At 65.6% G+C, this 23,280-nt stretch carries 22 protein-coding genes; 13 read left to right on the top strand and 9 right to left on the bottom strand.

Annotation, left to right across the window (positions count from 1 at the left end; genetic code table 11):
• Positions 1–4: 4 nt before the first annotated feature.
• Both ACK8OU_RS04570 and ACK8OU_RS04575 read left to right on the top strand, forming a co-directional pair.
• A complete protein-coding gene (locus tag ACK8OU_RS04570; RefSeq protein ID WP_410302203.1) occupies positions 5–643 on the top strand; it encodes an LON peptidase substrate-binding domain-containing protein in 639 nt (212 codons plus the stop codon).
• Positions 644–672: 29 nt separating this feature from the next.
• Positions 673–825 carry a Trm112 family protein gene (locus ACK8OU_RS04575; RefSeq protein ID WP_410302466.1) on the top strand — a complete coding sequence of 51 codons (153 nt, stop codon included), beginning with the start codon at positions 673–675 and terminating at the stop codon, positions 823–825.
• Here ACK8OU_RS04575 and ACK8OU_RS04580 read toward each other — a convergent pair.
• Complete coding sequence (locus ACK8OU_RS04580) at positions 822–2,084, bottom strand: UbiH/UbiF/VisC/COQ6 family ubiquinone biosynthesis hydroxylase (RefSeq protein ID WP_410302204.1); 1,263 nt, start codon at positions 2,082–2,084, stop codon at positions 822–824. The genes ACK8OU_RS04575 and ACK8OU_RS04580 overlap by 4 nt on opposite strands.
• A 43-nt stretch (positions 2,085–2,127) precedes the next feature.
• Here ACK8OU_RS04580 and ACK8OU_RS04585 point away from each other — a divergent pair, with 43 nt between their 5' ends.
• From ACK8OU_RS04585 to ACK8OU_RS04600, 4 genes are all read left to right on the top strand, one after another.
• Positions 2,128–3,450, top strand: coding sequence for an amidase (locus ACK8OU_RS04585; RefSeq protein ID WP_410302205.1), 1,323 nt, complete (start codon positions 2,128–2,130; stop codon positions 3,448–3,450).
• A 119-nt stretch (positions 3,451–3,569) separates the two neighbouring features.
• On the top strand, positions 3,570–4,748 hold the full coding sequence (locus ACK8OU_RS04590; protein WP_410302206.1) for an aminotransferase class I/II-fold pyridoxal phosphate-dependent enzyme: 1,179 nt from the start codon (positions 3,570–3,572) through the stop codon (positions 4,746–4,748).
• Positions 4,749–4,760: 12 nt separating this feature from the next.
• Positions 4,761–7,901 carry a DNA translocase FtsK gene (locus ACK8OU_RS04595; RefSeq protein WP_410302207.1) on the top strand — a complete coding sequence of 1,047 codons (3,141 nt, stop codon included), beginning with the start codon at positions 4,761–4,763 and terminating at the stop codon, positions 7,899–7,901.
• Between the two features lie 83 nt (positions 7,902–7,984).
• Complete coding sequence (locus ACK8OU_RS04600) at positions 7,985–8,584, top strand: LolA family protein (RefSeq protein ID WP_410302208.1); 600 nt, start codon at positions 7,985–7,987, stop codon at positions 8,582–8,584.
• A gap of 17 nt (positions 8,585–8,601) precedes the next feature.
• On the opposite strand, the gene ACK8OU_RS04605 is transcribed toward ACK8OU_RS04600, so the two are convergent.
• The gene (locus ACK8OU_RS04605; protein ID WP_410302209.1) at positions 8,602–9,180 is read right to left on the bottom strand and encodes a transglycosylase SLT domain-containing protein; all 579 of its coding nucleotides are present in this window, start codon (positions 9,178–9,180) and stop codon (positions 8,602–8,604) included.
• 168 nt (positions 9,181–9,348) lie between these two features.
• Between ACK8OU_RS04605 and hspQ the strand changes: the two genes are divergently transcribed.
• Complete coding sequence (gene hspQ / locus ACK8OU_RS04610; RefSeq protein ID WP_410302210.1) at positions 9,349–9,675, top strand: heat shock protein HspQ; 327 nt, start codon at positions 9,349–9,351, stop codon at positions 9,673–9,675.
• Positions 9,676–9,678: 3 nt separating this feature from the next.
• On the opposite strand, the gene ppsA is transcribed toward hspQ, so the two are convergent.
• The 3 genes from ppsA to ACK8OU_RS04625 all read right to left on the bottom strand — a co-directional run bounded on the left by ppsA (position 9,679) and on the right by ACK8OU_RS04625 (position 12,985).
• Positions 9,679–12,063, bottom strand: coding sequence for a phosphoenolpyruvate synthase (gene ppsA, locus ACK8OU_RS04615; RefSeq protein ID WP_410302211.1), 2,385 nt, complete (start codon positions 12,061–12,063; stop codon positions 9,679–9,681).
• A gap of 78 nt (positions 12,064–12,141) precedes the next feature.
• Positions 12,142–12,648: an ATP-binding protein gene (locus ACK8OU_RS04620; protein ID WP_410302212.1), complete on the bottom strand. Its 507-nt coding sequence runs from the start codon at positions 12,646–12,648 to the stop codon at positions 12,142–12,144.
• The gene (locus tag ACK8OU_RS04625) at positions 12,638–12,985 is read right to left on the bottom strand and encodes an STAS domain-containing protein (RefSeq protein WP_410302213.1); all 348 of its coding nucleotides are present in this window, start codon (positions 12,983–12,985) and stop codon (positions 12,638–12,640) included. The genes ACK8OU_RS04620 and ACK8OU_RS04625 overlap by 11 nt, the downstream gene beginning before the upstream one ends.
• A 93-nt stretch (positions 12,986–13,078) precedes the next feature.
• On the opposite strand from ACK8OU_RS04625, the gene ACK8OU_RS04630 reads away from it, so the two are divergent.
• The 4 genes from ACK8OU_RS04630 to ACK8OU_RS04645 all read left to right on the top strand — a co-directional run bounded on the left by ACK8OU_RS04630 (position 13,079) and on the right by ACK8OU_RS04645 (position 16,170).
• The gene (locus tag ACK8OU_RS04630; protein WP_410302214.1) at positions 13,079–14,257 is read left to right on the top strand and encodes an acetyl-CoA C-acyltransferase; all 1,179 of its coding nucleotides are present in this window, start codon (positions 13,079–13,081) and stop codon (positions 14,255–14,257) included.
• A gap of 80 nt (positions 14,258–14,337) precedes the next feature.
• On the top strand, positions 14,338–14,793 hold the full coding sequence (locus ACK8OU_RS04635) for a GAF domain-containing protein (protein WP_410302215.1): 456 nt from the start codon (positions 14,338–14,340) through the stop codon (positions 14,791–14,793).
• A 68-nt stretch (positions 14,794–14,861) separates the two neighbouring features.
• Positions 14,862–15,485, top strand: a complete 624-nt coding sequence (locus tag ACK8OU_RS04640) for a LysE family translocator (RefSeq protein WP_410302216.1) — start codon at positions 14,862–14,864, stop codon at positions 15,483–15,485.
• 31 nt (positions 15,486–15,516) lie between these two features.
• A complete protein-coding gene (locus ACK8OU_RS04645; protein WP_410302217.1) occupies positions 15,517–16,170 on the top strand; it encodes a pseudouridine synthase in 654 nt (217 codons plus the stop codon).
• A gap of 4 nt (positions 16,171–16,174) precedes the next feature.
• On the opposite strand, the gene ACK8OU_RS04650 is transcribed toward ACK8OU_RS04645, so the two are convergent.
• The 4 genes from ACK8OU_RS04650 to ACK8OU_RS04665 form a co-directional block, all read right to left on the bottom strand.
• Complete coding sequence (locus ACK8OU_RS04650) at positions 16,175–17,314, bottom strand: saccharopine dehydrogenase C-terminal domain-containing protein (RefSeq protein ID WP_410302218.1); 1,140 nt, start codon at positions 17,312–17,314, stop codon at positions 16,175–16,177.
• Positions 17,311–17,592 (bottom strand): WGR domain-containing protein, encoded by a 282-nt coding sequence (locus ACK8OU_RS04655; RefSeq protein WP_410302219.1) that lies wholly within the window; start codon positions 17,590–17,592, stop codon positions 17,311–17,313. The genes ACK8OU_RS04650 and ACK8OU_RS04655 overlap by 4 nt, the downstream gene beginning before the upstream one ends.
• A 90-nt stretch (positions 17,593–17,682) precedes the next feature.
• Positions 17,683–18,393, bottom strand: a complete 711-nt coding sequence (locus ACK8OU_RS04660; protein WP_410302220.1) for a response regulator transcription factor — start codon at positions 18,391–18,393, stop codon at positions 17,683–17,685.
• Positions 18,390–20,303, bottom strand: a complete 1,914-nt coding sequence (locus ACK8OU_RS04665) for a PAS-domain containing protein (RefSeq protein ID WP_410302221.1) — start codon at positions 20,301–20,303, stop codon at positions 18,390–18,392. The genes ACK8OU_RS04660 and ACK8OU_RS04665 overlap by 4 nt, the downstream gene beginning before the upstream one ends.
• Before the next feature lie 194 nt (positions 20,304–20,497).
• Between ACK8OU_RS04665 and ACK8OU_RS04670 the strand changes: the two genes are divergently transcribed.
• Together ACK8OU_RS04670 and ACK8OU_RS04675 are read left to right on the top strand one after the other, a co-directional pair.
• The gene (locus ACK8OU_RS04670; protein WP_410302222.1) at positions 20,498–22,465 is read left to right on the top strand and encodes a long-chain fatty acid--CoA ligase; all 1,968 of its coding nucleotides are present in this window, start codon (positions 20,498–20,500) and stop codon (positions 22,463–22,465) included.
• Positions 22,462–23,280, top strand: a complete 819-nt coding sequence (locus ACK8OU_RS04675) for an ABC transporter ATP-binding protein (protein ID WP_410302223.1) — start codon at positions 22,462–22,464, stop codon at positions 23,278–23,280. The genes ACK8OU_RS04670 and ACK8OU_RS04675 overlap by 4 nt, the downstream gene beginning before the upstream one ends.

Raw genomic sequence — 23,280 nt, forward strand, 5'->3', positions numbered from 1 at the left:
GACGATGATAAAGCCCGGCGACCTGCCCGATACCATTCCCTTGTTCCCGTTGACCGGGGCGCTGCTGTTGCCGCGCGCCCGGTTGCCCCTGCATATCTTCGAACCGCGTTATCTGCAGATGCTGGAAGATTGCATGAAGACCCCCACCCGGCTGATCGGCATGATCCAGCCGCGCAAGGGCCCGCATGGCGAGGCGCGGATGAACGCCATCGGCTGCGCGGGCCGGTTGACCGGGTTTTCGGAAACCGAGGACGGGCGCTACATGATCACCCTCTCGGGTATCTCGCGGTTTCGTCTGATGCGTGAGGTCACCGGCTTTACCCCCTATCTCCGCGCCGAGGTCGGCTGGTCTGATTTCACCCGCGATCTGGGCCGGGCCGAAACCGACCCCGGCTTTGATCGCGACGGGTTTCTGGACCTGCTGGGCCGCTATTTCGCCGCGCAGGGCCTTGATACCGACTGGGAGGCACTGCGCGAGGCCGAAGATGAATTGCTGCTGAATTCGCTGTCGATGATGCTGCCGCTGGAACCCGAGGACAAGCAGGCCCTGCTGGAGGCGCCGGCCCTGCAGAACCGGCGCGAGACATTGGTGACGCTGCTGGAATTCGCCCTGCATGGCGGTGGGGAAGAGAGGTTGCAGTGACCGATCCGCGACAGCCCTATGACCGCCGCATGCTGGAGGCGCTGGTCTGCCCGGTCACCCAGACGACGCTACAGTTCGATGCCGACCGGATGGAACTTGTCTCGAAGGCTGCGGGTCTTGCCTATCCGATCCGCGGTGGCATCCCGATCATGCTTGAGGATGAGGCCCGCCGCCTGGATTAAAGCGGCAGGCCCTGCAGCAGGCGTGGCAGATCGCCCGACAGGCCCGCGGCCTGCCGCATGAAGCCGCGCCGCAACGGCCCGATCGCCTGCACCACCCCCATGCCAAGGTCACGGCCCAGGCGCAGAATGGGGTTGTCGTTGGAAAACAGCCGGTTCATCGCATCCATCCCCAAGGCCAGGGTGGTCGCATCGAACCGCCGCCAGCCCTGATAGCGTTCCAGAACGTCGATCGCGCCGATATCCTCACCTCGCCGCATCGCCTCGACCAGAACCTCGGCAAGCGCCGCCACATCGCGCAGGCCCAGGTTCAGGCCCTGCCCGGCGATCGGGTGGACGCCATGCGCCGCATCGCCCACCAGCGCCACGCGCGGGGTGACATAGGCATTGGCCAGCGTCAGGTTCAACGGATAGCTGAAGCGGGGCCCGGCCAGCCGGATCTGTCCCAGAAAATCACCAAAGCGGGGGCGTAGCACCGCCAGGAAATCGTCATCATCCAGCGCGGCGATGGTTGCGGCATTCGCGGCGGCCTCGCTCCAGACGATGGAACAGCGGTTGCCCGGCAGCGGCAGGATCGCCAGCGGCCCGGTGGGCATGAAGAACTGATGCGCGATGCCGTGGTGGGGCTTTTCATGTTCAATCGCCGCGACCAGCGCGACCTGACCATAATCCCAGCCGCTGCGGGTGATGCCGGCGCGTTCGGCCACCCCCGATTTCCGCCCATCCGCCCCCACCAGAATGCGCGCGGACAGGGTGCGCCCGTCCGACAGGGTGACGCTGATCCCGCCGGGGGCGACCTCTTGGGCGGTGACGGCGGTGTCATGGATCAGGGTGATCCCCGGCGTGGCCCGCATGGCGGAAAGGAAGGCGCGATACAGGAAGCGGTCTTCCAGCATGTAGCCCACGGGGCCGCTGTCCAGTTCGCGGCTGTCGAAATGCAAAAAGAAAGGCGCGGGGCCTTCGCCGGCATGGCCATCGCTGGCCTTGACCTCGTTCAGGCGCTGCGCCTGATCGGCGACCGCAGGCCAGATGTCGATCGCGGCCAGAAGTTTCTGCGAGGCGATCGCCAGCGCATAGGCGCGCCCGTCGAATGCATCCCCGCCCCGGCGGCGCGCGGGGGCGGCATCGACCACCGTCACCGAAAGCCCGGCCCGGGCCAGCGCCAGCGCCAAGGCCGGGCCGTTCAGCCCGCCGCCTGCAATGATCACGTCGGAATCATGTTTCATGCCCGCCAATATGGCGTGACGGGCGGGATTGTCCATGCGTGGCCTTGTCGCTAGCGTGGCGCAAAGCGGAGGGCGCGGGATGGATTGGCACAGGCTGACAGCGGCAGAACAGGGGCGGGCGATTGCCGCAGGCAAGCTGGACCCGGTTGAACAGGTTGACGCCTATCTGGAGGCCGCGGGCGGGCCTGACGGCGCGCGCATCTATGCCCGCCTGACCCCGGACCGTGCCCGGGCCGAGGCGCAGGCCGCGCGTGCCCGCGCCCGCCAGGGTGTGCGGCGTGGCCCGCTGGATGGTGTGGCGCTGTCGTGGAAGGATCTGTTCGACAGCGCAGGCGTTGGCACCGAGGCAGGCTCGCGCCTGCTGGCGGGGCGCATCCCGCGAACGGATGCGGCGGTCCTGGCCATGGCGACGTTGCAGGGCACGGTCTGCCTGGGCAAGACGCATATGACCGAGCTGGCCTTTTCCGGCCTGGGTGTGAACCCGATGACCGCGACGCCCCCCAATGCCCACGATCCGCGGCTGGCGCCGGGGGGGTCGTCTTCGGGCGCGGCTGTGTCGGTCGCGCTGGGCATGGCCGCGGCGGCGGTTGGGTCCGATACCGGGGGGTCGGTGCGCCTTCCGGCGGCATGGAACGACCTGGTGGGGCTGAAAACCACGCATGGGCGGTTGTCGCTGCGGGGCACGGTGCCGCTGTGCGCGCGCTTTGACACGATCGGCCCCATCGCCCGCAGCGTCGAGGATTGCGCGCTGCTGCTGGCCGCGCTGGACGGGGCCCCGGCGCCCGATCTGCGCGGGGCTGATCTGAAACCGGCCCGGCTGCTGGTGCTGGAGGGGCTGCCCCTTGATGGCGCGCGCGACGCGCCCGTGAAGGGGTTTGAGGCTGCCGTTGATCGCCTGGCCCGCGCTGGCGCCCGGATCGACCGGCGCGCCCTGCCGATGGTTGCCCCGGCGATGGACCTGTCGCCCATCCTGTTCGCGCCCGAAGCCTATGGCCTGTGGAAGGACGTGATCGAGGCCGCCCCCGGCAAGATGTTCCCCCCGATCCTGGAACGGTTCCGGGGCGGGGCCGGGGTGGCGGCCTGTGATTATGTGGCCGGCTGGGCGGCGCTTGAAGGCCACCGCGCCGCCTATCTTGCCGCTACGGCGGGCTATGATGCCGTGCTTGTGCCCACCGCGCCGATCCTGCCCCCCGATGCCGAACGGCTGCTGCAGGATCCCGCCTATTTCGCGGCGGAAAACCTGCTGGCGCTGCGCAACACCCGGATCGGCAACATCCTGGGCCTGTGCGTGCTGACGCTGCCCACCGGGGTGCCCTGCACCGGCATAAGCCTGATGGCGGCCCCCGGTGCCGAACACCGCCTGTTGCGCCTTGGCATCGCCGCCGAGGCGGCGCTTGGCTGAAAAGACACATATCCGCCGGTCAAGGGGCGGGGTTTTATCGCTTTTTCTGGACGTCACGGCCCGGCTTGGCTAACCTGACCGCCAAACGGGGCGAAACGACCCCGATGATGAGGCATGTTATGGCATTTCCCGAGCGGTTTTCGAACCTGCCCGAATACGCATTTCCGCGTTTGCGGAAGCTTCTCGACGTGCACGCGCCGGGGGCGGACCCGATCGCCATGACGATTGGGGAACCGCGCCACCCGATGCCGGGGTTCGTGGCCGATACGCTGGCCGCGCATGTGGCGGAATTCGCGGTCTACCCGCCCAACGACGGCTCGCCCGAGCTGTTGGCGGCGGTGTCCGGCTGGCTGAAGGGACGTTATCGCGCCGATGTGGCGCCAGAGCGGATCATGGCGCTGAACGGCACGCGCGAAGGGCTGTTCAACGCCGCCATCGCGTTGTGCCCGGAAACCAAGAACGGCCAGCGCCCCGTGGTGCTGATCCCCAACCCGTTCTATCAGGTCTATGCCGTTGCCGCCCTGACCGTCGGCGCCGAGCCGCTGTTCGTGCCCGCGACCGAGGACACCGGCTTTCTGCCCGATTACGCCAGCCTGCCCGCATCGGTTCTGGACCGGGTTGCGATCGCCTATCTGTGCTCGCCGGCCAATCCGCAGGGCGCGGTTGCTTCGCGCGCGTATCTGTCAACCTTGCTGAAACTGGCCGAGAAGCATGATTTCCGCATCTTTGCCGATGAATGCTATTCTGAAATCTGGCGCGACGTTGCCCCGCCGGGTGCCCTTGAGGTGGCCCATGACGAAGGCCACGATCCGGAACGCGTGGTGATCTTTCATTCGCTGTCCAAGCGGTCCAACCTGCCGGGCCTGCGGTCGGGCTTTTGCGTCGGGGGGCCGGAATCCATGCGCCGCATCCGTCAGTTGCGGTCCTATGCAGGGGCGCCGCTGCCGCTGCCGATCCAGCGTGTGTCGGAACGCGCCTGGGGGGATGAGACCCATGTGGCCGAAAACCGCGTGCTTTATAATGAGAAATTCGCCGATGCCGAACGCATCTTTGCGGGCATCAATGGCTATCGCACCCCGGAGGGGGGCTTTTTCCTGTGGCTGCCGGTCGAGGATGGCGAGGCGGCAGCCCTGAAGCTGTGGCGCGAGACGGGGGTGCGGGTGTTGCCCGGCGCCTATCTGTCGCGCGAGGTTGATGGTTTCAATCCCGGCAAGGGATATATCCGGGTGGCCCTGGTCGCCCCAAAAGAAGAAACGCAGCGCGGGCTGATCAAGCTGCGCGACTGCCTTTACGCGTGAGGACGGGCAGAGATGGCATCCTATCAGATAAGGCAGCGCGACCCCCTTCTGGACCAGAACACCCAGGCCGCCCTTGAACGGCGTGGCAAGGAATTGCTGGGCGGGGTTCTGGTGGTTCTTGGTCTGCTGGTCGGCCTGATGCTGGGCAGCTATTCGCCTGATGACCCAAGCTGGATGGCGGCGTCGGACGCGCCGGTGAACAACCTTCTGGGCCGGCTTGGGGCGGGTATTGCCTCGCCGCTTTACATCATCGTGGGCTATGCCTGCTGGCTGCTGCCGCTGGGTCTTGTCGCCTGGGGATTGCGCTTTGTGCTGCACCGGGGCGAGGAACGCGCGATGGCCCGCGTCATTTTTCTGCCGATCGCGGTGGTGCTGGCCTCGGCCTATTCCTCGATGCTGGTGCCGGGCGCCGGATGGGGGCAGGTGTTTGGTCTGGGTGGCCATTTCGGCGACATGATCGCGGGATTGTTCGTGGAACTTTCCCCGGTCTCGTCCAGCTTCGGGCTGAAGCTGATGTCGCTGATCTTCGCCTTTGGCATGGTGGCGATGGCTGTGTTCGTGCTGGGCTTTGACCGGGCTGAATTGCAGATGATCCTGCGGTTTCTGATCCTGGGCAGCATCACCAGCTATGCCCTGGTGATGCATGCGCTGGGGCGCGGGGCCGCAGCCTCGGTGCGGGCGGCGCAGATGGCGCAGGAACGTGCCCGCCAGCGCCGGGCCGAGGCAAGGGACCGGGCCGATGATCTGGCAACCTGGCAGGCCCAGCAGGCCGCCTGGGATGCCAGCCAGACGGGCTTTGCCCCGCAGGCGCAGCCCGAGCGCGCGGGCCTGATCTCGCGGATCCGCCGCGCGGTCGAGCCCGAGCCCTATGCCAGCCCCGACGACCTTGAACCCGAACTGATCGAGGTTCATCGTGATTGGCCGGGGACCCCGGCTGCGGCCCCGTCGGAAGACCGCATCCGCGCGCGCATCGCACAGGCCGTGCGCACCCATGCCACCACGACCCCCCCGCTGCGGGCCGAACCGCAGATGGCGTCGGGTATCGCCGATCCGATGCAGGGCTTTGCGCCGGATCAGCCCGCCCCCCGCCCGGCTGATCCGCGCCTGGACGCCGCGGCGATGGAGGCGGCGGCGCCGGTCCCCGCTGCCCCGGCCCCCGCTGCGCCCGCGTCGGTTCTGGCCGCTGTGGCGTCGCGCCTTGCACGGGCGGGCAAGCCCGCCGCGCCGGTGCTGCGTGCCGAGCCACCGTTGAAGGCCACACCCCGTTTCATGCCGGGCAGCGCGCCGCAGCCTGCGGTGCTGCACGAACCGCGCCCCGAGCCTGTGCTGACGGCCCCGATGGCTGCCTCCGAGCCTGTGCAAACGGCCCCGGTCTGGACCCCCGAGCCGCAGGCGCCCCTTGCCGCGCCGCAGCAGGACGACTGGGCGGATGAGGCCGATTTCGACCGCAATGCCTTTGCCTCGCTGGATGAGGAGGACGATTTTGCCGATCCGCCGCCGCGGGTGGAACTGTCGCGCAAGGTGATCCCTGCCACGCCTGAGGCGCGCCGCGTGGTGATGCCCGCGAAAAAGCCGGTCGCCCCGTCGCGGCAGGCTATGGCCGAGGCGCAGCCCGCGTTGAAATTCGATGCCGACCCGCAGCACATCTACGAAGCGCCGCCGCTGTCGCTTTTGACCAACCCCGCCACGGTTCAGCGCCATTCGCTGTCCGATGAGGCGTTGGAAGAAAACGCGCGGATGCTGGAAAACGTTCTGGACGATTATGGCGTCAAGGGTGAGATCGTCAGCGTCCGGCCGGGCCCCGTGGTCACCATGTACGAACTGGAACCCGCGCCGGGCCTGAAGGCCAGCCGGGTGATCGGGCTGGCAGATGATATCGCGCGGTCGATGTCGGCGCTGTCGGCGCGGGTGTCCACCGTGCCGGGGCGCAGCGTGATCGGGATCGAACTGCCCAACGCGCACCGCGAAAAGGTGGTGCTGCGCGAAATTCTGTCGGCGCGCGATTTCGGTGACAGCAACATGCGCCTGCCGCTGGCGCTGGGCAAGGATATCGCGGGCGAACCCGTGGTGGCGAACCTGGCCAAGATGCCCCACCTGCTGATTGCCGGGACCACGGGTTCGGGCAAGTCGGTGGCGATCAACACGATGATCCTGTCACTGCTGTACAAGCTGTCGCCCGAGGAATGCCGGCTGATCATGATCGATCCCAAGATGCTGGAACTGTCGGTCTATGACGGTATCCCGCATCTGCTTTCGCCCGTGGTGACGGACCCGAAAAAGGCCGTCGTGGCGCTGAAATGGGTCGTGGGCGAGATGGAGGAACGCTATCGCAAGATGTCCAAGATGGGCGTTCGGAACATCGAGGGCTATAACGGCCGCGTCCGCGAGGCGCTGGCCAAGGGCGAGACCTTCAAGCGCACGGTGCAGACCGGCTTTGACGAGGAAACCGGCGAACCCGTGTTCGAGACGGATGAATTCCAGCCCCAGCCGATCCCCTATATCGTCGTCATCGTCGACGAGATGGCCGACCTGATGATGGTCGCCGGCAAGGAAATCGAGGCCTGTATCCAGCGTCTGGCGCAGATGGCGCGGGCAAGCGGCATTCACCTGATCATGGCGACGCAGCGGCCTTCGGTCGATGTCATCACCGGCACGATCAAGGCGAACTTCCCGACCCGGATTTCCTTCCAGGTGACATCGAAGATCGACAGCCGCACGATCCTGGGCGAACAGGGCGCCGAACAGCTGCTGGGCATGGGCGACATGCTGTATATGGCCGGCGGCAGCCGCATCACCCGTATCCACGGCCCCTTTGTCAGCGACGAAGAGGTCGAGGAAATCGTGAACCACCTGAAATCCTTTGGCCCGCCGGAATACATGTCCGGCGTGGTCGAAGGCCCCGATGATGAGGTGGCATCCGATATCGACGCGGTGCTGGGCCTGGGCGGGAATACCGATGGCGAGGATGCGCTGTACGATCAGGCGGTGGCGATCGTGATCAAGGATCGGAAATGCTCGACCTCCTATATCCAGCGCAAGCTGGGCATCGGCTATAACAAGGCCGCGCGGCTGGTGGAACAAATGGAAGATCAGGGCGTTGTCACCCCTGCCAACCACGTCGGCAAACGCGAAATCCTTGTGCCCGAACAATAAGGGCGCGACATCGTGAACAAGGGCCCCGCCAGACGTGATCGGGCGGGGCTTTCTTATGGCCGCCAAGCGGCTAGATAGGGGATATGAAAATGCTTCGCTTCGCCCTTGCGCCCGTTCTGTCGCTTGCCCTTGCGGTCCCGGCTTTCGCCGAGAAGATCCCGCTGGGTGAACTGTCGCGCTACCTCAATGGGCTCCGGACGGCCGAGGCCGACTTTACCCAGGTGAATGCCGATGGCACGATTTCGACCGGCAAGCTGTTCATTCAGCGTCCCGGCCGGGTGCGGTTCGAATATGCCCCGCCCGACAAGACGCTGGTGCTGGCCAGCGGCGGGCAGGTGGCGATCTTCGATGCCAAGTCGAACCAGCCGCCGGAACAATACCCGCTGTCGCGCACGCCGCTGAACCTGATCCTGGCGCAGAATGTCGATCTGGGCCGTGCGCGGATGGTGGTGGGCCATACCGCCGATGACAAGACCACCTCGATCGTCGCGCAGGACCCCGAGCACCCGGAATACGGTACCATCCGTATGGTCTTTACCGCTGCGCCCACGGAACTGCGCCAATGGGTGATCACCGATAACACCGGCGGGCAGACGACGGTTATCCTGGGCGATTTGCAAAAGGGGCAAAGCTATGCACCCAGCATGTTCAGCATCACCCTGGAGGCTGACAAGCGCGATTGACCGGCGTGCGCCTGGCCCTAGCGGCGGCAGGACGCAAGCTGTTGCTGATACAGGTTCGCCCGTGCCTGAACGCGATCAGCCACCGCAACCAGCCAGCCCTTTGTATTATAACTGCTGCGGGCATAGCCCGAACGCCCCTCGTGATAGGCAAGGTACTGATTGCGCGCATCATATTTGGAAATGCCCAGCCGCGCCTGGCTTTCATGCATGTACCAGCCCATGAAATCGGTGGCATCCGCGATCCGGTCGCGCCTGGCGCTGCGCTTGCCGGTGGCGCGGCGGTATTCGTCCCAGGTACCATCCAGCGCCTGGCTATAGCCATAGGCCGAGCTTTGCCGCCCCATCGGGATCACCCCCAGCGCGAAACGAAAGGGGGTGCGCGCATTGCCGATGAATTTGGATTCCTGATGGATCGTGGCCATCTGCACCGCCACCGGAACGCCCCAACGCTGCTCGGTTCGCTTCATGGCGGTGTAATACTGGGGTCGCTCACGCACCAGTGCGCAGGCATTGTCCAGATTGCGCGGGGCTGAATTGTTGCCACCGCCGCAAGAGGCGACAAGAAGCACGATGGCTACCTTCAGGAACTTGTTCATGACTGCTCTGCCCGATCGGATCTGTTTTCCCTTCTTTTAAAGGAAAACCCGCCGATGGGAAATCACGAAAGCGGCGCGGCGTTCACAGACTGTTTCCGGCGCGCCCTGCCTGGGGCGGTGGACAAAGGGGCGGGCAAGGGATTAGTAACGTGAATCATGGGGTCAACGATGCTGACGACGCGGGCAAAATATCATCTGGGCCAGGTGGTCCGCCACCGGAAGCATCCCTTCCGGGGGGTGATCTTTGACGTCGACGCGATGTTTTCCAACACGCAGGAATGGTACGACGCCATCCCCGAAGACAGCCGCCCGGCCAAGGACCAGCCCTTCTATCACCTGCTGGCCGAGAATGATCACAGCTATTACGTCGCCTATGTGTCCGAACAGAACCTGGAGGCCGACGAATCCGGCGAGCCGGTCGACCACCCGGACCTGCAAGACCTGTTCGGAGAGTTCGAGGACGGTTTCTACCCGCTGCAGTTCCAGCTGAACTGATCCTCAGCCCGCGCTTTCCGCCGCCGCCACGTTTTGCTTCACGGCCAGAAAACTGTCCGGCGTGACGGAAATCGAATCGATCCCGGCCGCTACCAGAAGCCGCGCGAAATCGGGATCATTGCTGGGGGCCTGGCCGCACAGGCCGATCTTGCGCCCTGCCGCCCGCGCCCGCGCGATCACTGTTTCGATCATCCACATCACAGCCGGATCGCGTTCACGAAACAGCCCCGCAAGCCGGTCGCTGTCACGGTCAACGCCCAGAACCAGCTGCGTCAGATCGTTCGACCCGATCGAGAAGCCATCAAATCGCGCCGCAAACTCTTCGGCAAGGATCACGTTTGAGGGGATTTCGCACATGACATAGACCTGAAGGCCGTTCCGGCCCCGTTTCAGCCCGTTTTCGTCCATCACCGCCAGGACGCGGTCGGCCTCTTCGGGGGACCGGCAGAAGGGGATCATCACGATGACATTATCGAATCCCATCTGTTCGCGCAGATGCCGGATGGCGCGGCATTCCAGCGCGAAACCGTCACGATACGCATCGGAATAGTAGCGCGAGGCGCCGCGGAAGCCGATCATCGGGTTTTCCTCGGCGGGTTCGAACTGGCGCCCGCCCAGCAGATCGGCATATTCGTTTGTCTTGAAATCGCTCATCCGCACGATGACCGGGCGCGGATACCAGGTCGCCGCGATGCGTGACAGGCCGCGCGCGAGCGTCTGCACGAAATAGTCGCACCGATCGGCAAAACCGCGGGTCAGGCGTGCGATTTCCTGACGGGCGGCACTGTCCTGCAACTGGTCGAACCGGGTCAGCGCCAGCGGATGCACCCGCACGGTGTTCGAGATCACGAATTCCATCCGCGCAAGGCCGACCCCGTCCACCGGCAGCCGCCACCAGCGCGCCGCCGCCGCCGGGTTGGCGATGTTCAGCATCACCTGCGTGCGCGTGGGGGGCACCGAATCGAGACGCAGATCCTCAACCTCGAATTCTGCCACGCCGTCATAGACGAAACCTTCCTCGCCCTCGGCGCAAGAGACGGTGACCGACTGCCCGTCATGCAAGACCCGCGTCGCATCGCCGCTGCCGACGATGGCGGGCAGGCCCAGTTCACGGCTTACGATCGCGGCATGGGATGTGCGCCCGCCGTGGTCGGTGATGATGGCCGCGGCGCGCTTCATCACCGGCACCCAGTCCGGATCGGTGGTGCCCGTCACCAGAACCGCACCATCGACGAAACGGTCGATATCGGCGGCGCTTTCGATCAGGCAGACCTCGCCTGTCGCAACCGCATCGCCCACGCTGAGCCCGGACAGAAGCTTTTGCCCCTTCGAGGTGATCCGATAGGACCGCAAGGCGCCGATATCGGCGCGCGACTGTACCGTTTCGGGCCGGGCCTGGACGATGTAGATCACGCCGGTTTCCCCATCGCGCGCCCATTCCATATCCATCGGCTGGCCGTAATGCGCCTCGATCACGCGGGCCTGACGCGCAAGATCCAGGATCTCGGCATCCGACAGCACAAAACTTTCCCGCTCCGCCCGCGATGTGGGCAGATTGCGCGTGGCCAGCCCTTCGCGCGCGTAAACCATCTTGCGTTCCTTGGTCCCGCATCGTTTTTCCAGAACCGGGGTCAGGCCAGGGCGATCAAGGAAGGGCTTGAACACCTGATATTCATCGGGATTTACAGCGCCTTGCACGACGTTTTCCCCCAGACCCCAGGCCGCGTTGATCAACACCACGCGGTCAAAGCCCGTTTCCGTGTCGATCGAAAACATGACCCCCGCCCCGCCCAGATCGGCACGGACCATCATCTGCACGCCAATCGACAGGGCGACCTTTTCATGTGCGAAACCCTTTATCGTCCGGTAGCTGATCGCCCGGTCGGTGAACAACGAGGCAAAGCAACGCCGGCAGGCTTCCAGCAGTGCGGCTTCGCCGCGGATGTTCAGAAAGGTTTCCTGCTGGCCCGCGAAACTGGCATCGGGCAGATCCTCGGCGGTGGCGGACGACCGAACCGCAACCGCGGGCTCTGCCTGGCCAACCCGGGTTCCAAGCCTGCGATAGGCGCCCAGAATCTCGGTGCGCATCGCCTCGGGCCACTCACCGTCCAGAATCGCTGCGCGGATCGCCTGGCCGCAGGCCTGCAAGGTCCTGCGCCCGGCCTTCAACTCGGCCAGCTCGGCCCGTATCGTCGTTTCCAGATTGTTCGCCGCCAGAAAGCGCCGATAGGCCCCGGCCGTGGTCGCGAACCCATCCGGAATCCGAATGCCTTTGGGGGCCAGTGCCTGCACCATTTCCCCCAAAGAGGCATTCTTGCCGCCAACGATGGCCACATCCTGCCGCGAAACCTCTTCGAACCACAGAAGTGTCGCCCCATTGCCAGCCATGTCGCCCCCCGAATCCCCTGCTTTCGGGCGATTGTCAGGCCTTGACCCGATATGTGGCAAGGCCTGCGTTCGCGGGCGCTACGGGACGGCTGCAGGCGCCGGCGCGACAAGCGGGATGCGGAACGCCAGCAGATTGCGGCTGCCTTCGCGATGATAGCCCAAATCTTCGGCCAGATCGCGGATCAGGCACCAGCCAAAACCACCCTCGGGCAGGCTTGCCGGGTCGGGGCGGCTTTGCGCCGGATCGGCAGGGTTCAGCAGTGCCGATGCCGGAAGCGCCACGCCATCATCGCTGACCGAACAGCTCAGCCCCCGGCGATCCCGCACGATCGACAGGGTGATGGTGCCGGGCAGGCCGTCGCCATAGCCATGTTCGACGATATTGTTCAGCACTTCCGCCAGGATCAGTTCCAGGGTTCCGGCCTCATCCTCGCGCAGTTGGCGCAGGAACCGGGCCAGTGCGGCGCGCAGTGCCCGGCGCACCGACATGGGGTCGGCGACAAAGCTGTGGTGAAATATCTGCGGGTCATGGCGCGCGCCGGCCCGGCGAAACGCCTCTTTTTCGGCAATGCGGTTAGCCAGCATCGCGCACCCCCATCGCCATCGCGTCCGCCACGGTCGCATGAATGCGAAAGACCGTGTCCATCCGGGTCAGGTGAAAGACCTTCTGCACATTGGGCGTCAGGCCTGCCAGATCCAGTTGCCGCCCGGGCGCCAGCATTTTCATGACGGAAACCACCGCGCCCAGGCCCGAACTGTCCAGAAACCCGATTGCGGACATGTCCAGAATGACCCGTTGCGCGGGTTGGGTCATGATATCGCGCATCTGGTCCTTGAAGCGAATCGCATTCGCCGCATCAAGCCGTGCCTCATCCACCTGCACCACAAGGGTGCCGTTCCGGGCTTCGGCGAAAAGGTTCATCTTGGGCCTCCAGCACAGCTTTTCCGCGATCAGGCTAGACGCGAATGCTTACTTTTCGGTATCCGGGTTCAAGGTTGCTTGTGGGAGGCGCAGATGGACAAGGTGGTGATCGTGGGCGCGGCGCGCACGCCGATGGGGGGACTTCAGGGCAGCTTTGCCGATGTCCCTGCGGCAACGCTTGGCGGGGCGGCGATCGCGGCGGCGCTGGCACGCGCCAGCGTGGCGCCCGACCGGATCGAGGAATTGGTGATGGGCTGCGTCTTGCCCGCGGGGCAGGGGCAGGCCCCGGCCCGGCAGGCGGGCTTCGCCGCGGGCCTGCCGCAGGGTGTGCCGGCGACAACGCTTAACAAGATGTGCGGTTCGGGGATGAAGGCGGCGATGGTCGCCTTCGACCAGATCGCCTCGGGCAGTACCGGGTTGATGGTCGCGGGCGGCATGGAAAGCATGACCAACGCCCCGTATCTTCTGCCCAGGCTGCGCGGGGGGGCGCGGCTGGGCCATGCGCAGGCGCTGGATCACATGTTTCTGGATGGCCTGGAAGATGCCTATGACAAGGGCCGCCTGATGGGCACCTTCGCCGAGGATTGCGCCGGGGCCTTCGGTTTCACCCGCGCCGCCCAGGATGATTATGCGCTGGCCTCGCTGACCCGCGCCAGGGCGGCGCAGGCCAGTGGCGCCTTTGCCGCGGAAATCATCCCCGTCACGGTGACCGGGCGCAGCGGCGAACGTATCGTCGCCGAAGATGAACAGCCCGGCCTTGCACGGCCGGAAAAGATCCCGGCGCTGAAACCCGCTTTTCGCGCAGGCGGCACTGTGACGGCGGCGAATTCCTCGTCTATCTCGGATGGGGCGGCGGCACTGGTGCTTGCCTCGGAACGGGCCGCGCAGGCCCGGGGACTGGCGATCCGCGCCCGCATTCTGGGCCACGCCAGCCACGCCCAGGCCCCCGGCGACTTCCCTACCGCGCCGGTCCCTGCCGTGGAAAAGCTGATGGCCCGCCTGGGTTGGACCCCTGCGGATGTCGACCTGTGGGAGGTGAACGAGGCCTTCGCCGTCGTCCCCATGGCCTTCATGGTGCGGCTGGGCATCGCGCATGAGGTGGTGAATGTGAACGGCGGCGCCTGCGCGCTTGGGCACCCGATCGGCGCCTCGGGCGCGCGCATCATCGTCACGCTGCTTCACGCACTGGAGGCGCGGGGCTTGAAACGTGGCATCGCCGCGATCTGCATCGGCGGCGGCGAGGGCACGGCCATCGCCATCGAACGGGCCTGATCTTCGGATTTGTCCAAATATCCTCGGGGGGTGCGGGGGGCAGACAGCCCCCCGTTCCCGCCCCAAGCCAAAGGCGCCCCATGCGTGCAGATTACCCCAGCCTCGCCCGTCAGATCGCGGCCCTGACCCAGGGTGAAACCGACGAAATCGCCCTGATGGCCACCGTCGTGGCCGAGCTGCATCACGCCGACGACCGCTTTGACTGGACCGGCTTCTACCGCGTTACCGCACCCGGCGTGCTGAAGATTGGTCCCTATCAGGGTGGCCATGGCTGCCTGGTGATTCCCTTCACCCGCGGGGTCTGCGGCGCGGCGGCGCGCACGGGCGCGGTGCAGATCATCCCGGATGTCGAGGCTTTCCCCGGCCATATCGCCTGTTCTTCCTCGACCCGGTCGGAACTTGTCCTGCCGGTATTCGGCAGGGGCGGGCGGCTGATCGGCGTTCTGGATATCGACAGCGACCTGCCCGCGGCCTTTGATGAAACCGATGCCGCGGCCCTTGCCGCGATCCTGCACGATGTGTTCGCCCCGATCTGAGGCATGTTTCCAAAACGGCCACTTGCGGCTAAATCCGGGGGGAACGGGGCACATCAGGGGCGGCGATCATGTGGGATGTGTTGATGGCCTTTCCGGCCGAAAGCCTGATCGCCTTCACGATTGGCGGGCTGATCCTGAACGTGGCGCCGGGGCAGGACGTGTTCTTCGCCACGGCCTGCGGGGTTCAGGGCGGCCCCCGGGCGGGCGCGATGGCAGGCTTGGGCGTCGGCCTGGGGGTGGTCTGGCATGTCACGCTGGCGGCGCTGGGGCTGTCGGCGCTGATCGCCGCCCATCCCGGCGCGCTGATCGCGATCAAATGGGCCGGGGCGGGCTATCTGGTCTGGCTGGCATGGAAATCCTGGCGCGCGGGCAATGGCGGCGCGGGTGCGCGCGGCATCCATGACCCGCTGCGCGCGATTGCGCGGGGGTTCCTGTCAAACGCGCTGAACCCGAAACCGGTGCTGTTCATCCTGGCCTTTCTGCCACAGTTCACCCGGCCCGACTATGGGCCCATCTGGCAGCAGGTTCTGATACTTGGCGGCATCTTCGCCGTCACCGGAACGCTGGTCACGATGGGCTATGGCCTGGTGGCCGGCTGGCTGGGCCGGTCGCTGTCTGCGCGCATGGGGATCATGAACAAGATCGCCGCGGTCATGTTCGGCGGGCTTGCGCTGCGGCTTGTGATCGCTTGACGCGGTCGCACGGGCAGGGCAAGCCCCGCCCATGACCGAGTTTCGCTATTCCCCCCCGGCTGATCCGCCGCGCATCCTGCATGCCGATCACGAAATTCTTGTGGTGGACAAGCCTGCGGGGCTGTTGTCCGTGCCTGGCCGGGGCGAGGACCGGGCGGATTGCCTGATCGCGCGCCTGCGTGTCCTGTTCCCCGAGGTGTTGCTGGTGCATCGGCTGGATCTGGACACGTCGGGCGTGATGGTTTTTGCCCTGACGCCGCATGCGCAACGCGTTCTTGGCCGCCAGTTCGAGGAACGGCAGACGAAAAAGGTCTATCTCGCGCGGTTATGGGGGCATCTGGAACCCAGGGCGGGCCGGGTCGATCTGCCGCTGATCGTGGATTGGCCGAACCGCCCGCGCCAGCATGTGAATCACGAAATCGGCCGCCCCGCGCAGACCGACTGGCGTGTCATCCGCCACGATCTGGATGGCACCACACGGGTGCGGCTGATGCCACTGACCGGGCGCAGTCATCAGCTGCGCGTGCACATGATGGAACTGGGCCATCCGATCCTGGGCGATCCGCTTTATGCCAGCGGTCCCGCGCGGAACTTTCCGCGCCTGATGCTGCATGCCGAATCGCTGCGTTTGCGCCACCCCGACAGCGGCAAGCACATGACCTTCACCGCCCCCTGTCCGTTCTGAGGGGTCAGCGCAGGCGGTCGGTCTTGGCCAGATGATCGGCCTGTGTTTCCATGGCCTGCAGCCAGCGCCGCACCAGCCGTTCGTCATGGGGCGCGGAATGGACCCCGGCGGGGATTTCGCGCGCCAGGATCGCCTCGACCGCCAGGGCCACCGGCCCCGATACCAGCCGCGCCATCGCCGACCCGCGCGCATCGCCGCGCGCATCCAGTGTCCAGGTCTTGTGCCAGACGGGCCGGCCATCCCGGCTGACCGCCATATCGACGATCAGCACGACGCGGTCTGGCTCATCCGGGTCATAGGCGTTTTCACGGCCCAGCCGGTCGGCCAGGCGGGTCAGCCGGGCCTCGGCCTCGGGGTCTTCGCGGTCCAGCGCGTCAAAGACCGGGCGCCAGGCCTCGGCCCAGCCCAGCAGGCGCAGCGTGCTGCGGGCGAAATCCTCGATCCGCCAGGCTGGGTCAAAGCGGTAATCCGCGATGAAGGGGATCGAATCGCGATTGGGATAGGCCTCGAAGGTTTCGGGCCGGGGCAGGGGGGCGTCATAGCGGCGGATCGCATCCCAGGGCCGGGCGACCGACAGCGTGGTGAAATGGCGGATCGAGCGTGACGGCGCCCGCAGCGCCTTCAGCACGCCCAGGGGGGACCAGCTGAACTTGTAGCGAAAGGCATTGGGGCGGGCGGGAAAGCCGCCGCAGCATGACTGAAACGAAATCGTGTTGCCAGGCGCGACCATTCCGCTGGCGCGGTAGTCGGCCACAAGATCATGTGCCATCAGGTGATCGATCCCGGGATCAAGGCCAACCTCGCCCACCAGCGCCACGCCCGCGCGGCGCGCCGTGCCATCCATGCCGCGAAGGTCCGCCGTCAGGTAGGATGAGGCGACGAAATGCGCGCCCCGACGCAGCGCGATCCGGGCGATCGCGCCATGCATGTCGGCGGGCAGCATCGACACGATCACATCGCCTGGCGCTGCGGCCTGTTCCAGTGCGCTTTGCGAAAACCGGCACAGCGGCGCCTGACGCCCGGCCAGAAGGTCGCGGGCCACGGCCTCATCAATGTGCCAGACCGTTACCGGATGGCCCGCATCCAGCAGGCGGCGCAGCCCCGGCCCCGAGGACAGCCCCGTCCCGCACCAATGGATCGTCATGCCGCATCCCGTTGGCCGGCAAGTGCGCGTTCGGTCAGGTGATACCCGCGCGACCGGGCACGGCGTTGCCAGCGGTCAGCGGCGGTGACGGCTTCGCGCAGGTTGGAAAACCAGTTCACGACCTGGCGTCCGTTGCGCCCGGCGGGGCCCCATTCGCGCAAGACGGTGTATTCACCGAACAGATTGTCGGCGACCTCGACCCGATAGAAACACTCTGGCGGGTTCAATGCGCAGGGGCGCACACCGGGGCGGGCGCGGTGCAGGATCAGGGTCAGCATGGCAGTGCCTTCCGGTCTGGTTTCCCCGACAGAATCAGATCCCGGCCCGCGGCGCCAGCGGAAAATGCGGCCTGGCCGTGGCAGGGCCGGTCAGCCCCAGGTAACTTCGCCCAGAAAGATGTAGCCCGCGCCATAGATCGTCTTGATCAGTCGGGGGTTCTTCGGATCCTCGCCCAGCTTGGTGCGCAACCGCGAAATGCGCACATCCATCGCCCGGTCAAAGCTGTCGCCAGCGGTGCCGCCCAGCGATTCCTGCATCTGCGCCCGGGTGATGAGCCGGTTCGGGCTTTCCAGAAACAGCCGCAGCACCTCGCCTTCGGCATGGGAAAAGGGCACTTCGCGGCCCGTGCCTTCGATCAGGACATAGCGGTCGAAATGCACGCTCCAGCCGGCGAAGCGGGCGGTTTGCGGGGCGGGTGCCGCATCGCCCCGGCCCTTGCGCAGCCGCGCGCGGATGCGGGCGACGACCTCGGCAGGATCGAAGGGTTTGATGATATAGTCATCCGCGCCCAGTTCCAGACCCGTGACGCGGTCCTGCACCTGCGCCCGCCCCGAAATGATGATGATCGCCGCCCCTGATTCCAGCGCCAGCCTGTGCACAAGCGCCAGTCCGTCGCGATCGGGCAGGCCCAGATCGACCAGGCAGACATCGGGCGAGGACCGCTTCAGCCCCGCCTCGAATTCCGTTGCGCGGGCGTAGCAGGTGGTGCGAAACCCTGCTTCTTCCAGCGCGTCGGCCAGCATCCGGCGGATTTCGGGTTCATCATCCAGGATCGCGACATGGGGGACGGCGGTGGTCATGGGCGGGCTCCGGCTGCGGCAAGAAAGGTGGCAAGTTCGGACTCGGTGAAGGGTTTTTGCAGCACCGGGCAGGGCGCGCGGGCGCGTAACCCGTCACCGGGCGGCAAAGAGGTCATCAGCCCCATCGCAGGCACCCGCCCGGCCAGGGCCCTGGCCAGATCGACCCCGCTGGTTGTCCCCGTCAGGTTGATGTCGGACAGCACCATGCCGATACCGGGCAGGGCGGCCAGGCTTTCGGCCTCGGCGGCGCTGCTGGTTTCGATCACATTGTGGCCAAGGGCGCGCAACATCTCGCGCACCTCGGTGCGGATGTCATCATTATCCTCAACCAGAAGCACCAGCATCGGGCTGGCGGCCTGGCGCGCGGCGCGCAGCGGCAGGCGCAGGGTGACACGCGCCCCGGTCCGGGTGTTTTCCAGCCGCACCGTGCCCCCCGCCAGCTTGGCCTGATCATAGACCATCGACAGGCCCAGCCCCGATCCTTCGCCCCCCTTGGTGGTGAAGAACGGATCCAACCCGCGTTGCAGGGCCTCGGGGGAAAAGCCGGTGCCGGTGTCGCTGACCGAGATTTCGGCCCATGTGTCGCGCACCGCCCGTGCCTGCAGCGCGATGCGGCCGCCCTGCGGGGCCATCGCGTCGCGCGCATTCAGGATCAGGTTCAGAAGGCTGTCCTGCAGCGGGCCGGGGTCCAGCAGGATCGGCCCGTCCAGCCCGGCGACGGATATGTCCAGTGTCACCGCCGCGCCCAGGGTCGGGCGGGCCATTGCCGCCAGATCGTACAGAAAGGGGCGCAGATCGACGGGCTGGGGGCGCAATTCGCGCGGCCCCGAAATCGCGGCGATCCGGTCCAGCAGCGTGCCGCCGCGCCGCGCCGCAGCCAGGGTCGCGCGCACCAGATCACCCGCCTCGGGCGGCAGGCCGGCCATCCGTTCCAGCCGGCCCTGAAGGCCCAGGATGATTGTCAGAAGATTGGCAAAATCATGCGCCAGCCCCGATGACAGCTGCGCTGCCAGTTCCCGTTTAGCGGTCTGCGCCAGTGCGGCCCGGGCCTGGGTTTCGCGGGTCACATCGGTGGACAGCACATAGACCCCGTTTACCGTGCCATCGGCCCCCCGGTCGGGCGTCAGCGCGATCCGGATGCGCCGGCCCGACGGGTCATGGGTGATTTCCAGAACCCGGGGCTCGCCGTCCAGCGCACGGCGAAAGGCGGGTTCGATCTTGTCGAATGTGTCCTTGCCCAGCGCCTCATAGATATGGCGCCCGACGATATCGGTCTTGGCGCCCGGCATGACCGAAGGCAGCCGCCGGTTCGAGAAGGTATAGGTCAGGTCACGGTTCATATGGGCGATATGGGCGGGCATCATCTCGGTCACCTGCCGGGTGCGCGCCTCGATCGCCGTCAGTTCCCGCTTGGCTTCTTCCAGTGCGGCATTGGTGGCGCCCAGTGCCCGGTTCGCCGCCGCCAGTCGTTCGGCATGGTCCAGGACCTGGCCCGAAAGTTCCTCGGACCGGGCGCGCAAAAGCGTCTCCTGGCGTTTGATCTCGGTAATGTCGGTATAGACGGTAACCCACCCCCCCTGCGGCAACGGCGAGCCTTCCACCGAGATGGTCCGCCCGTTCGTGCGCGTGCGCTCCATGTAATGGGGCACAAAGGCGCGGGCCTGATCGACGCGCAACTGCACCGCCGCCTCGGGGTCGTCCTGCGGGCCGTATTCGCCGCGGCGCACCAGAAAGCGGATCGTATCCTCGAACGAGGTGCCCGGCCGGATCAGCGCATCAGGCAGGTTGAACATGATCTGATACTGCCGGTTGCACACCGCCAGCCGCAGGTCGCTGTCAAAGATCGACAGGGCCTGCTGGATCAGGTTCAGCCCCGCCTGGGTCAGCCTTTCGCGTGTATCCTCGGTCATCGGTCCCCCTCTATGAATCATCGCTAACACCGCCGGGGCGGGGGGCGAAAGGGGGAAGGTGGGGCAGAAAGAATTCGTAACATTCCCGAAAAAGTCAGGAAAAGTTTGACCGCCAACCTTTCCTTGTGACGCAATGGGCGCAGTGGAGGCACCCACGGCTGACAGACGCCGGAAAACGGCGCGGGGAGGAAAATTTGGCTGACGCACAAGCGGCAGGGGAAACTGCACAGTCGATTCCGGCGCTGCTGGCGCGCAACGTGGCGCGCTACGGTGCCTTGCCGGCCTATCGGGAAAAGGAATTCGGGATCTGGCAAAGCTGGTCCTGGGCTGAGACCGCAGAAGAAATCCGCGCGATGGCGCTGGGCTTTCTGAGCCTGGGCGTCGCGCCGGGTGATCATGTCGCCATCATCGGGCGCAACCGCCCGGCGCATTACTGGGCGATGGTGGCCGCGCAGATGTGCGGCGCGGTTCCGGTGCCGCTCTATCAGGACGCGGTCGCCGAAGAGATGGCCTATGTGCTGGAACATTGCGGCGCGCGCTTTGTCGTCTGTGGCGATCAGGAACAGGTCGACAAGGTCGTCGAAATCGGCGACCGGGTGCAGAACCTGCAGCATGTGATCTACACCGACAAGCGCGGGATGCGCAAATACGACCATGCGCGCATGAATGCGCTGGCCGATGTCCAGGCCGAGGGTCGCGCGGGTCATTACCGCTATGAGGAAGAACTGAACCAGCGCATCGCCGGGCTGACCTATGATTCCACCTGCGTGATGCTGTATACTTCGGGCACCACGGGCAAGCCCAAGGGTGTGGTGCTGTCGAACCGCAACATCATCGAAACCGCCCGGAATTCCGCCGAATTCGACCGCCTGCGCCATACCGATGAGGTGCTGGCCTATCTGCCGATGGCCTGGGTGGGGGATTTCATCTTCTCGATCGGGCAGGCCTACTGGGCCGGGTTCACCGTGAATTGCCCCGAAAGCCCGGCCACCATGATGACCGACCTGCGCGAAATCGGGCCCACCTATTTCTTTGCCCCGCCGCGCGTTTTCGAAGGACAGCTGACCAATGTGATGATCCGCATGGAAGATGCCGGGCGGTTCAAGAAATGGCTGTTCGATCATTACATGAAGGTCGCCCGCAAGGTCGGCCCCGCGATTCTGGATGGCAAGCCGGTCAGCGCCGCGGGCCGGCTTGCCTATGGCCTGGGCAACCTGTTCGTCTTTGGCCCGCTGAAAAACACGCTTGGGTTCAGCCGTATCCGCGTGGGCTATACCGCGGGCGAGGCGATCGGGCCGGAAATCTTCGATTTCTACCGCAGCCTTGGCATCAACCTGAAGCAGCTTTACGGCCAGACCGAGGCAAGCGTGTTCATCACCCAGCAGCCTGACGGGCAGGTGCGGTCCGATACGGTCGGCGTGCCCAGTCCGGGGGTCGAGCTGAAGATCGCCGAGAATGGCGAAGTCTTCTACCGCGGTCCCGGCACTTTCGTGGAATATTACAAGAACCCGGAAAGCACCGCCTCGACCAAGGATGCCGAAGGCTGGGTGGCCACGGGCGATGCGGGCTTCTTTGAACCCGGATCGGGGCATCTGCGCATCATCGACCGCGCCAAGGATGTGGGCAAGATGGCCGATGGCCGCCTGTTCGCGCCGAAATATGTGGAAAACAAGCTGAAATTCTATCCCAACATCCTGGAGGCCGTGGTCTTTGGCAATGGCCGCGACCGCTGCACCGCCTTCATCAACATTGACCTGAACGCGGTGGGCAACTGGGCGGAACGCAACAACATCGCCTATGCGTCCTATCAGGAACTGGCCGGCCATCCGAAGGTCTATGACATGATCGCCGCCCACGTCGCCGAGGTGAACGCCAGCGTCGCGCAGGATCCGATGCTGTCGGGCTGCCAGATCCACCGCTTCCTGATCCTGCACAAGGAACTGGATGCCGACGATGGTGAAATGACCCGCACCCGCAAGGTGCGCCGCAATGTCATCGAAAGCAAATATGCCGATCTGATCGCGGCGCTTTATGACGGGCGCGACAGCATCTACACCGAAACCGAGGTGACCTATGAAGACGGTCGCAAGGGCCTGATCCGGGCGACGCTGCGTATCGCCGATGCGATCGTCGCCCCCGAACACAGGATGGCCGCCGAATGAACGCCACCAGCGAAGGTTACATCACCCCCGATGGCCGCAAGATCGGCGGCGTCTTGATGGAAATGAAGAACATCACCCTGCGCTTTGGCGGCGTGGTGGCGATCAAGGACATTTCTTTTGACATCCGCGAGGGCGAGATCCGCGCGATCATCGGCCCCAACGGCGCGGGCAAATCCTCGATGCTGAACGTGATTTCGGGGTTCTACATCCCGACCGAGGGTGAGGTCTGGTTCAAGGGGCGCAAGCGCGGCCCGATGAAACCCTATGAGGTCGCCCGACTGGGCATCGCCCGCACCTTTCAGAACATCGCGCTGTTCGATGGCATGAGCGTGTTGGACAACATCCTGACCGGGCGGCTGACGCTGATGAAATCGGGGCTGTTAAGCCAGGCGTTCTGGTATGGCGCCGCCGCGAAGGAAGAGGATGAACACCGCGAGAAGGTCGAAAAGATCATCGACTTCCTGGAAATCCAGAACATCCGCAAGACGCCGGTGGGGCGCCTGCCCTATGGCCTGAAGAAGCGGGTGGAACTGGCCCGCGCGCTTGCGGCCGAACCGCGCATCCTTTTGCTGGACGAACCGATGGCCGGTATGAACGTCGAGGAAAAAGAGGACATGTGCCGCTTTATCCTGGATGTGAACGACGAATTCGGCACCACCATCGCGCTGATCGAACATGACATGGGCGTGGTGATGGACCTGTCCGACCGCGTGGTGGTGATGGATTACGGCCGCAAGATCGGTGACGGCACCCCGGATGAGGTGCGCAACAATCAGGATGTGATCGACGCCTATCTGGGCGTGGCGCACGGTTGA

The sequence above is a fragment of the Pontitalea aquivivens genome (genome assembly GCF_046507575.1).
GTDB classification, from domain to species: Bacteria; Pseudomonadota; Alphaproteobacteria; order Rhodobacterales; family Rhodobacteraceae; genus Pontitalea; species Pontitalea aquivivens.

Coding starts and splice junctions, on each gene's coding strand:
- ACK8OU_RS04580 (WP_410302204.1), bottom strand. CDS start 2,084: ATGGACAATCCCGCCCGTCACGCCATATTGGCGGGCATGAAACATGAT.
- ACK8OU_RS04595 (WP_410302207.1), top strand. CDS start 4,761: ATGGCATCCTATCAGATAAGGCAGCGCGACCCCCTTCTGGACCAGAAC.
- ACK8OU_RS04575 (WP_410302466.1), top strand. CDS start 673: ATGCTGGAGGCGCTGGTCTGCCCGGTCACCCAGACGACGCTACAGTTC.
- ACK8OU_RS04645 (WP_410302217.1), top strand. CDS start 15,517: ATGACCGAGTTTCGCTATTCCCCCCCGGCTGATCCGCCGCGCATCCTG.
- ACK8OU_RS04590 (WP_410302206.1), top strand. CDS start 3,570: ATGGCATTTCCCGAGCGGTTTTCGAACCTGCCCGAATACGCATTTCCG.
- ACK8OU_RS04640 (WP_410302216.1), top strand. CDS start 14,862: ATGTGGGATGTGTTGATGGCCTTTCCGGCCGAAAGCCTGATCGCCTTC.
- ACK8OU_RS04635 (WP_410302215.1), top strand. CDS start 14,338: ATGCGTGCAGATTACCCCAGCCTCGCCCGTCAGATCGCGGCCCTGACC.
- ACK8OU_RS04675 (WP_410302223.1), top strand. CDS start 22,462: ATGAACGCCACCAGCGAAGGTTACATCACCCCCGATGGCCGCAAGATC.
- ACK8OU_RS04570 (WP_410302203.1), top strand. CDS start 5: ATGATAAAGCCCGGCGACCTGCCCGATACCATTCCCTTGTTCCCGTTG.
- hspQ (WP_410302210.1), top strand. CDS start 9,349: ATGCTGACGACGCGGGCAAAATATCATCTGGGCCAGGTGGTCCGCCAC.
- ACK8OU_RS04585 (WP_410302205.1), top strand. CDS start 2,128: ATGGATTGGCACAGGCTGACAGCGGCAGAACAGGGGCGGGCGATTGCC.
- ppsA (WP_410302211.1), bottom strand. CDS start 12,063: ATGGCTGGCAATGGGGCGACACTTCTGTGGTTCGAAGAGGTTTCGCGG.
- ACK8OU_RS04600 (WP_410302208.1), top strand. CDS start 7,985: ATGAAAATGCTTCGCTTCGCCCTTGCGCCCGTTCTGTCGCTTGCCCTT.
- ACK8OU_RS04625 (WP_410302213.1), bottom strand. CDS start 12,985: ATGAACCTTTTCGCCGAAGCCCGGAACGGCACCCTTGTGGTGCAGGTG.
- ACK8OU_RS04620 (WP_410302212.1), bottom strand. CDS start 12,648: ATGCTGGCTAACCGCATTGCCGAAAAAGAGGCGTTTCGCCGGGCCGGC.
- ACK8OU_RS04605 (WP_410302209.1), bottom strand. CDS start 9,180: ATGAACAAGTTCCTGAAGGTAGCCATCGTGCTTCTTGTCGCCTCTTGC.
- ACK8OU_RS04665 (WP_410302221.1), bottom strand. CDS start 20,303: ATGACCGAGGATACACGCGAAAGGCTGACCCAGGCGGGGCTGAACCTG.
- ACK8OU_RS04655 (WP_410302219.1), bottom strand. CDS start 17,592: ATGCTGACCCTGATCCTGCACCGCGCCCGCCCCGGTGTGCGCCCCTGC.
- ACK8OU_RS04650 (WP_410302218.1), bottom strand. CDS start 17,314: ATGACGATCCATTGGTGCGGGACGGGGCTGTCCTCGGGGCCGGGGCTG.
- ACK8OU_RS04660 (WP_410302220.1), bottom strand. CDS start 18,393: ATGACCACCGCCGTCCCCCATGTCGCGATCCTGGATGATGAACCCGAA.
- ACK8OU_RS04630 (WP_410302214.1), top strand. CDS start 13,079: ATGGACAAGGTGGTGATCGTGGGCGCGGCGCGCACGCCGATGGGGGGA.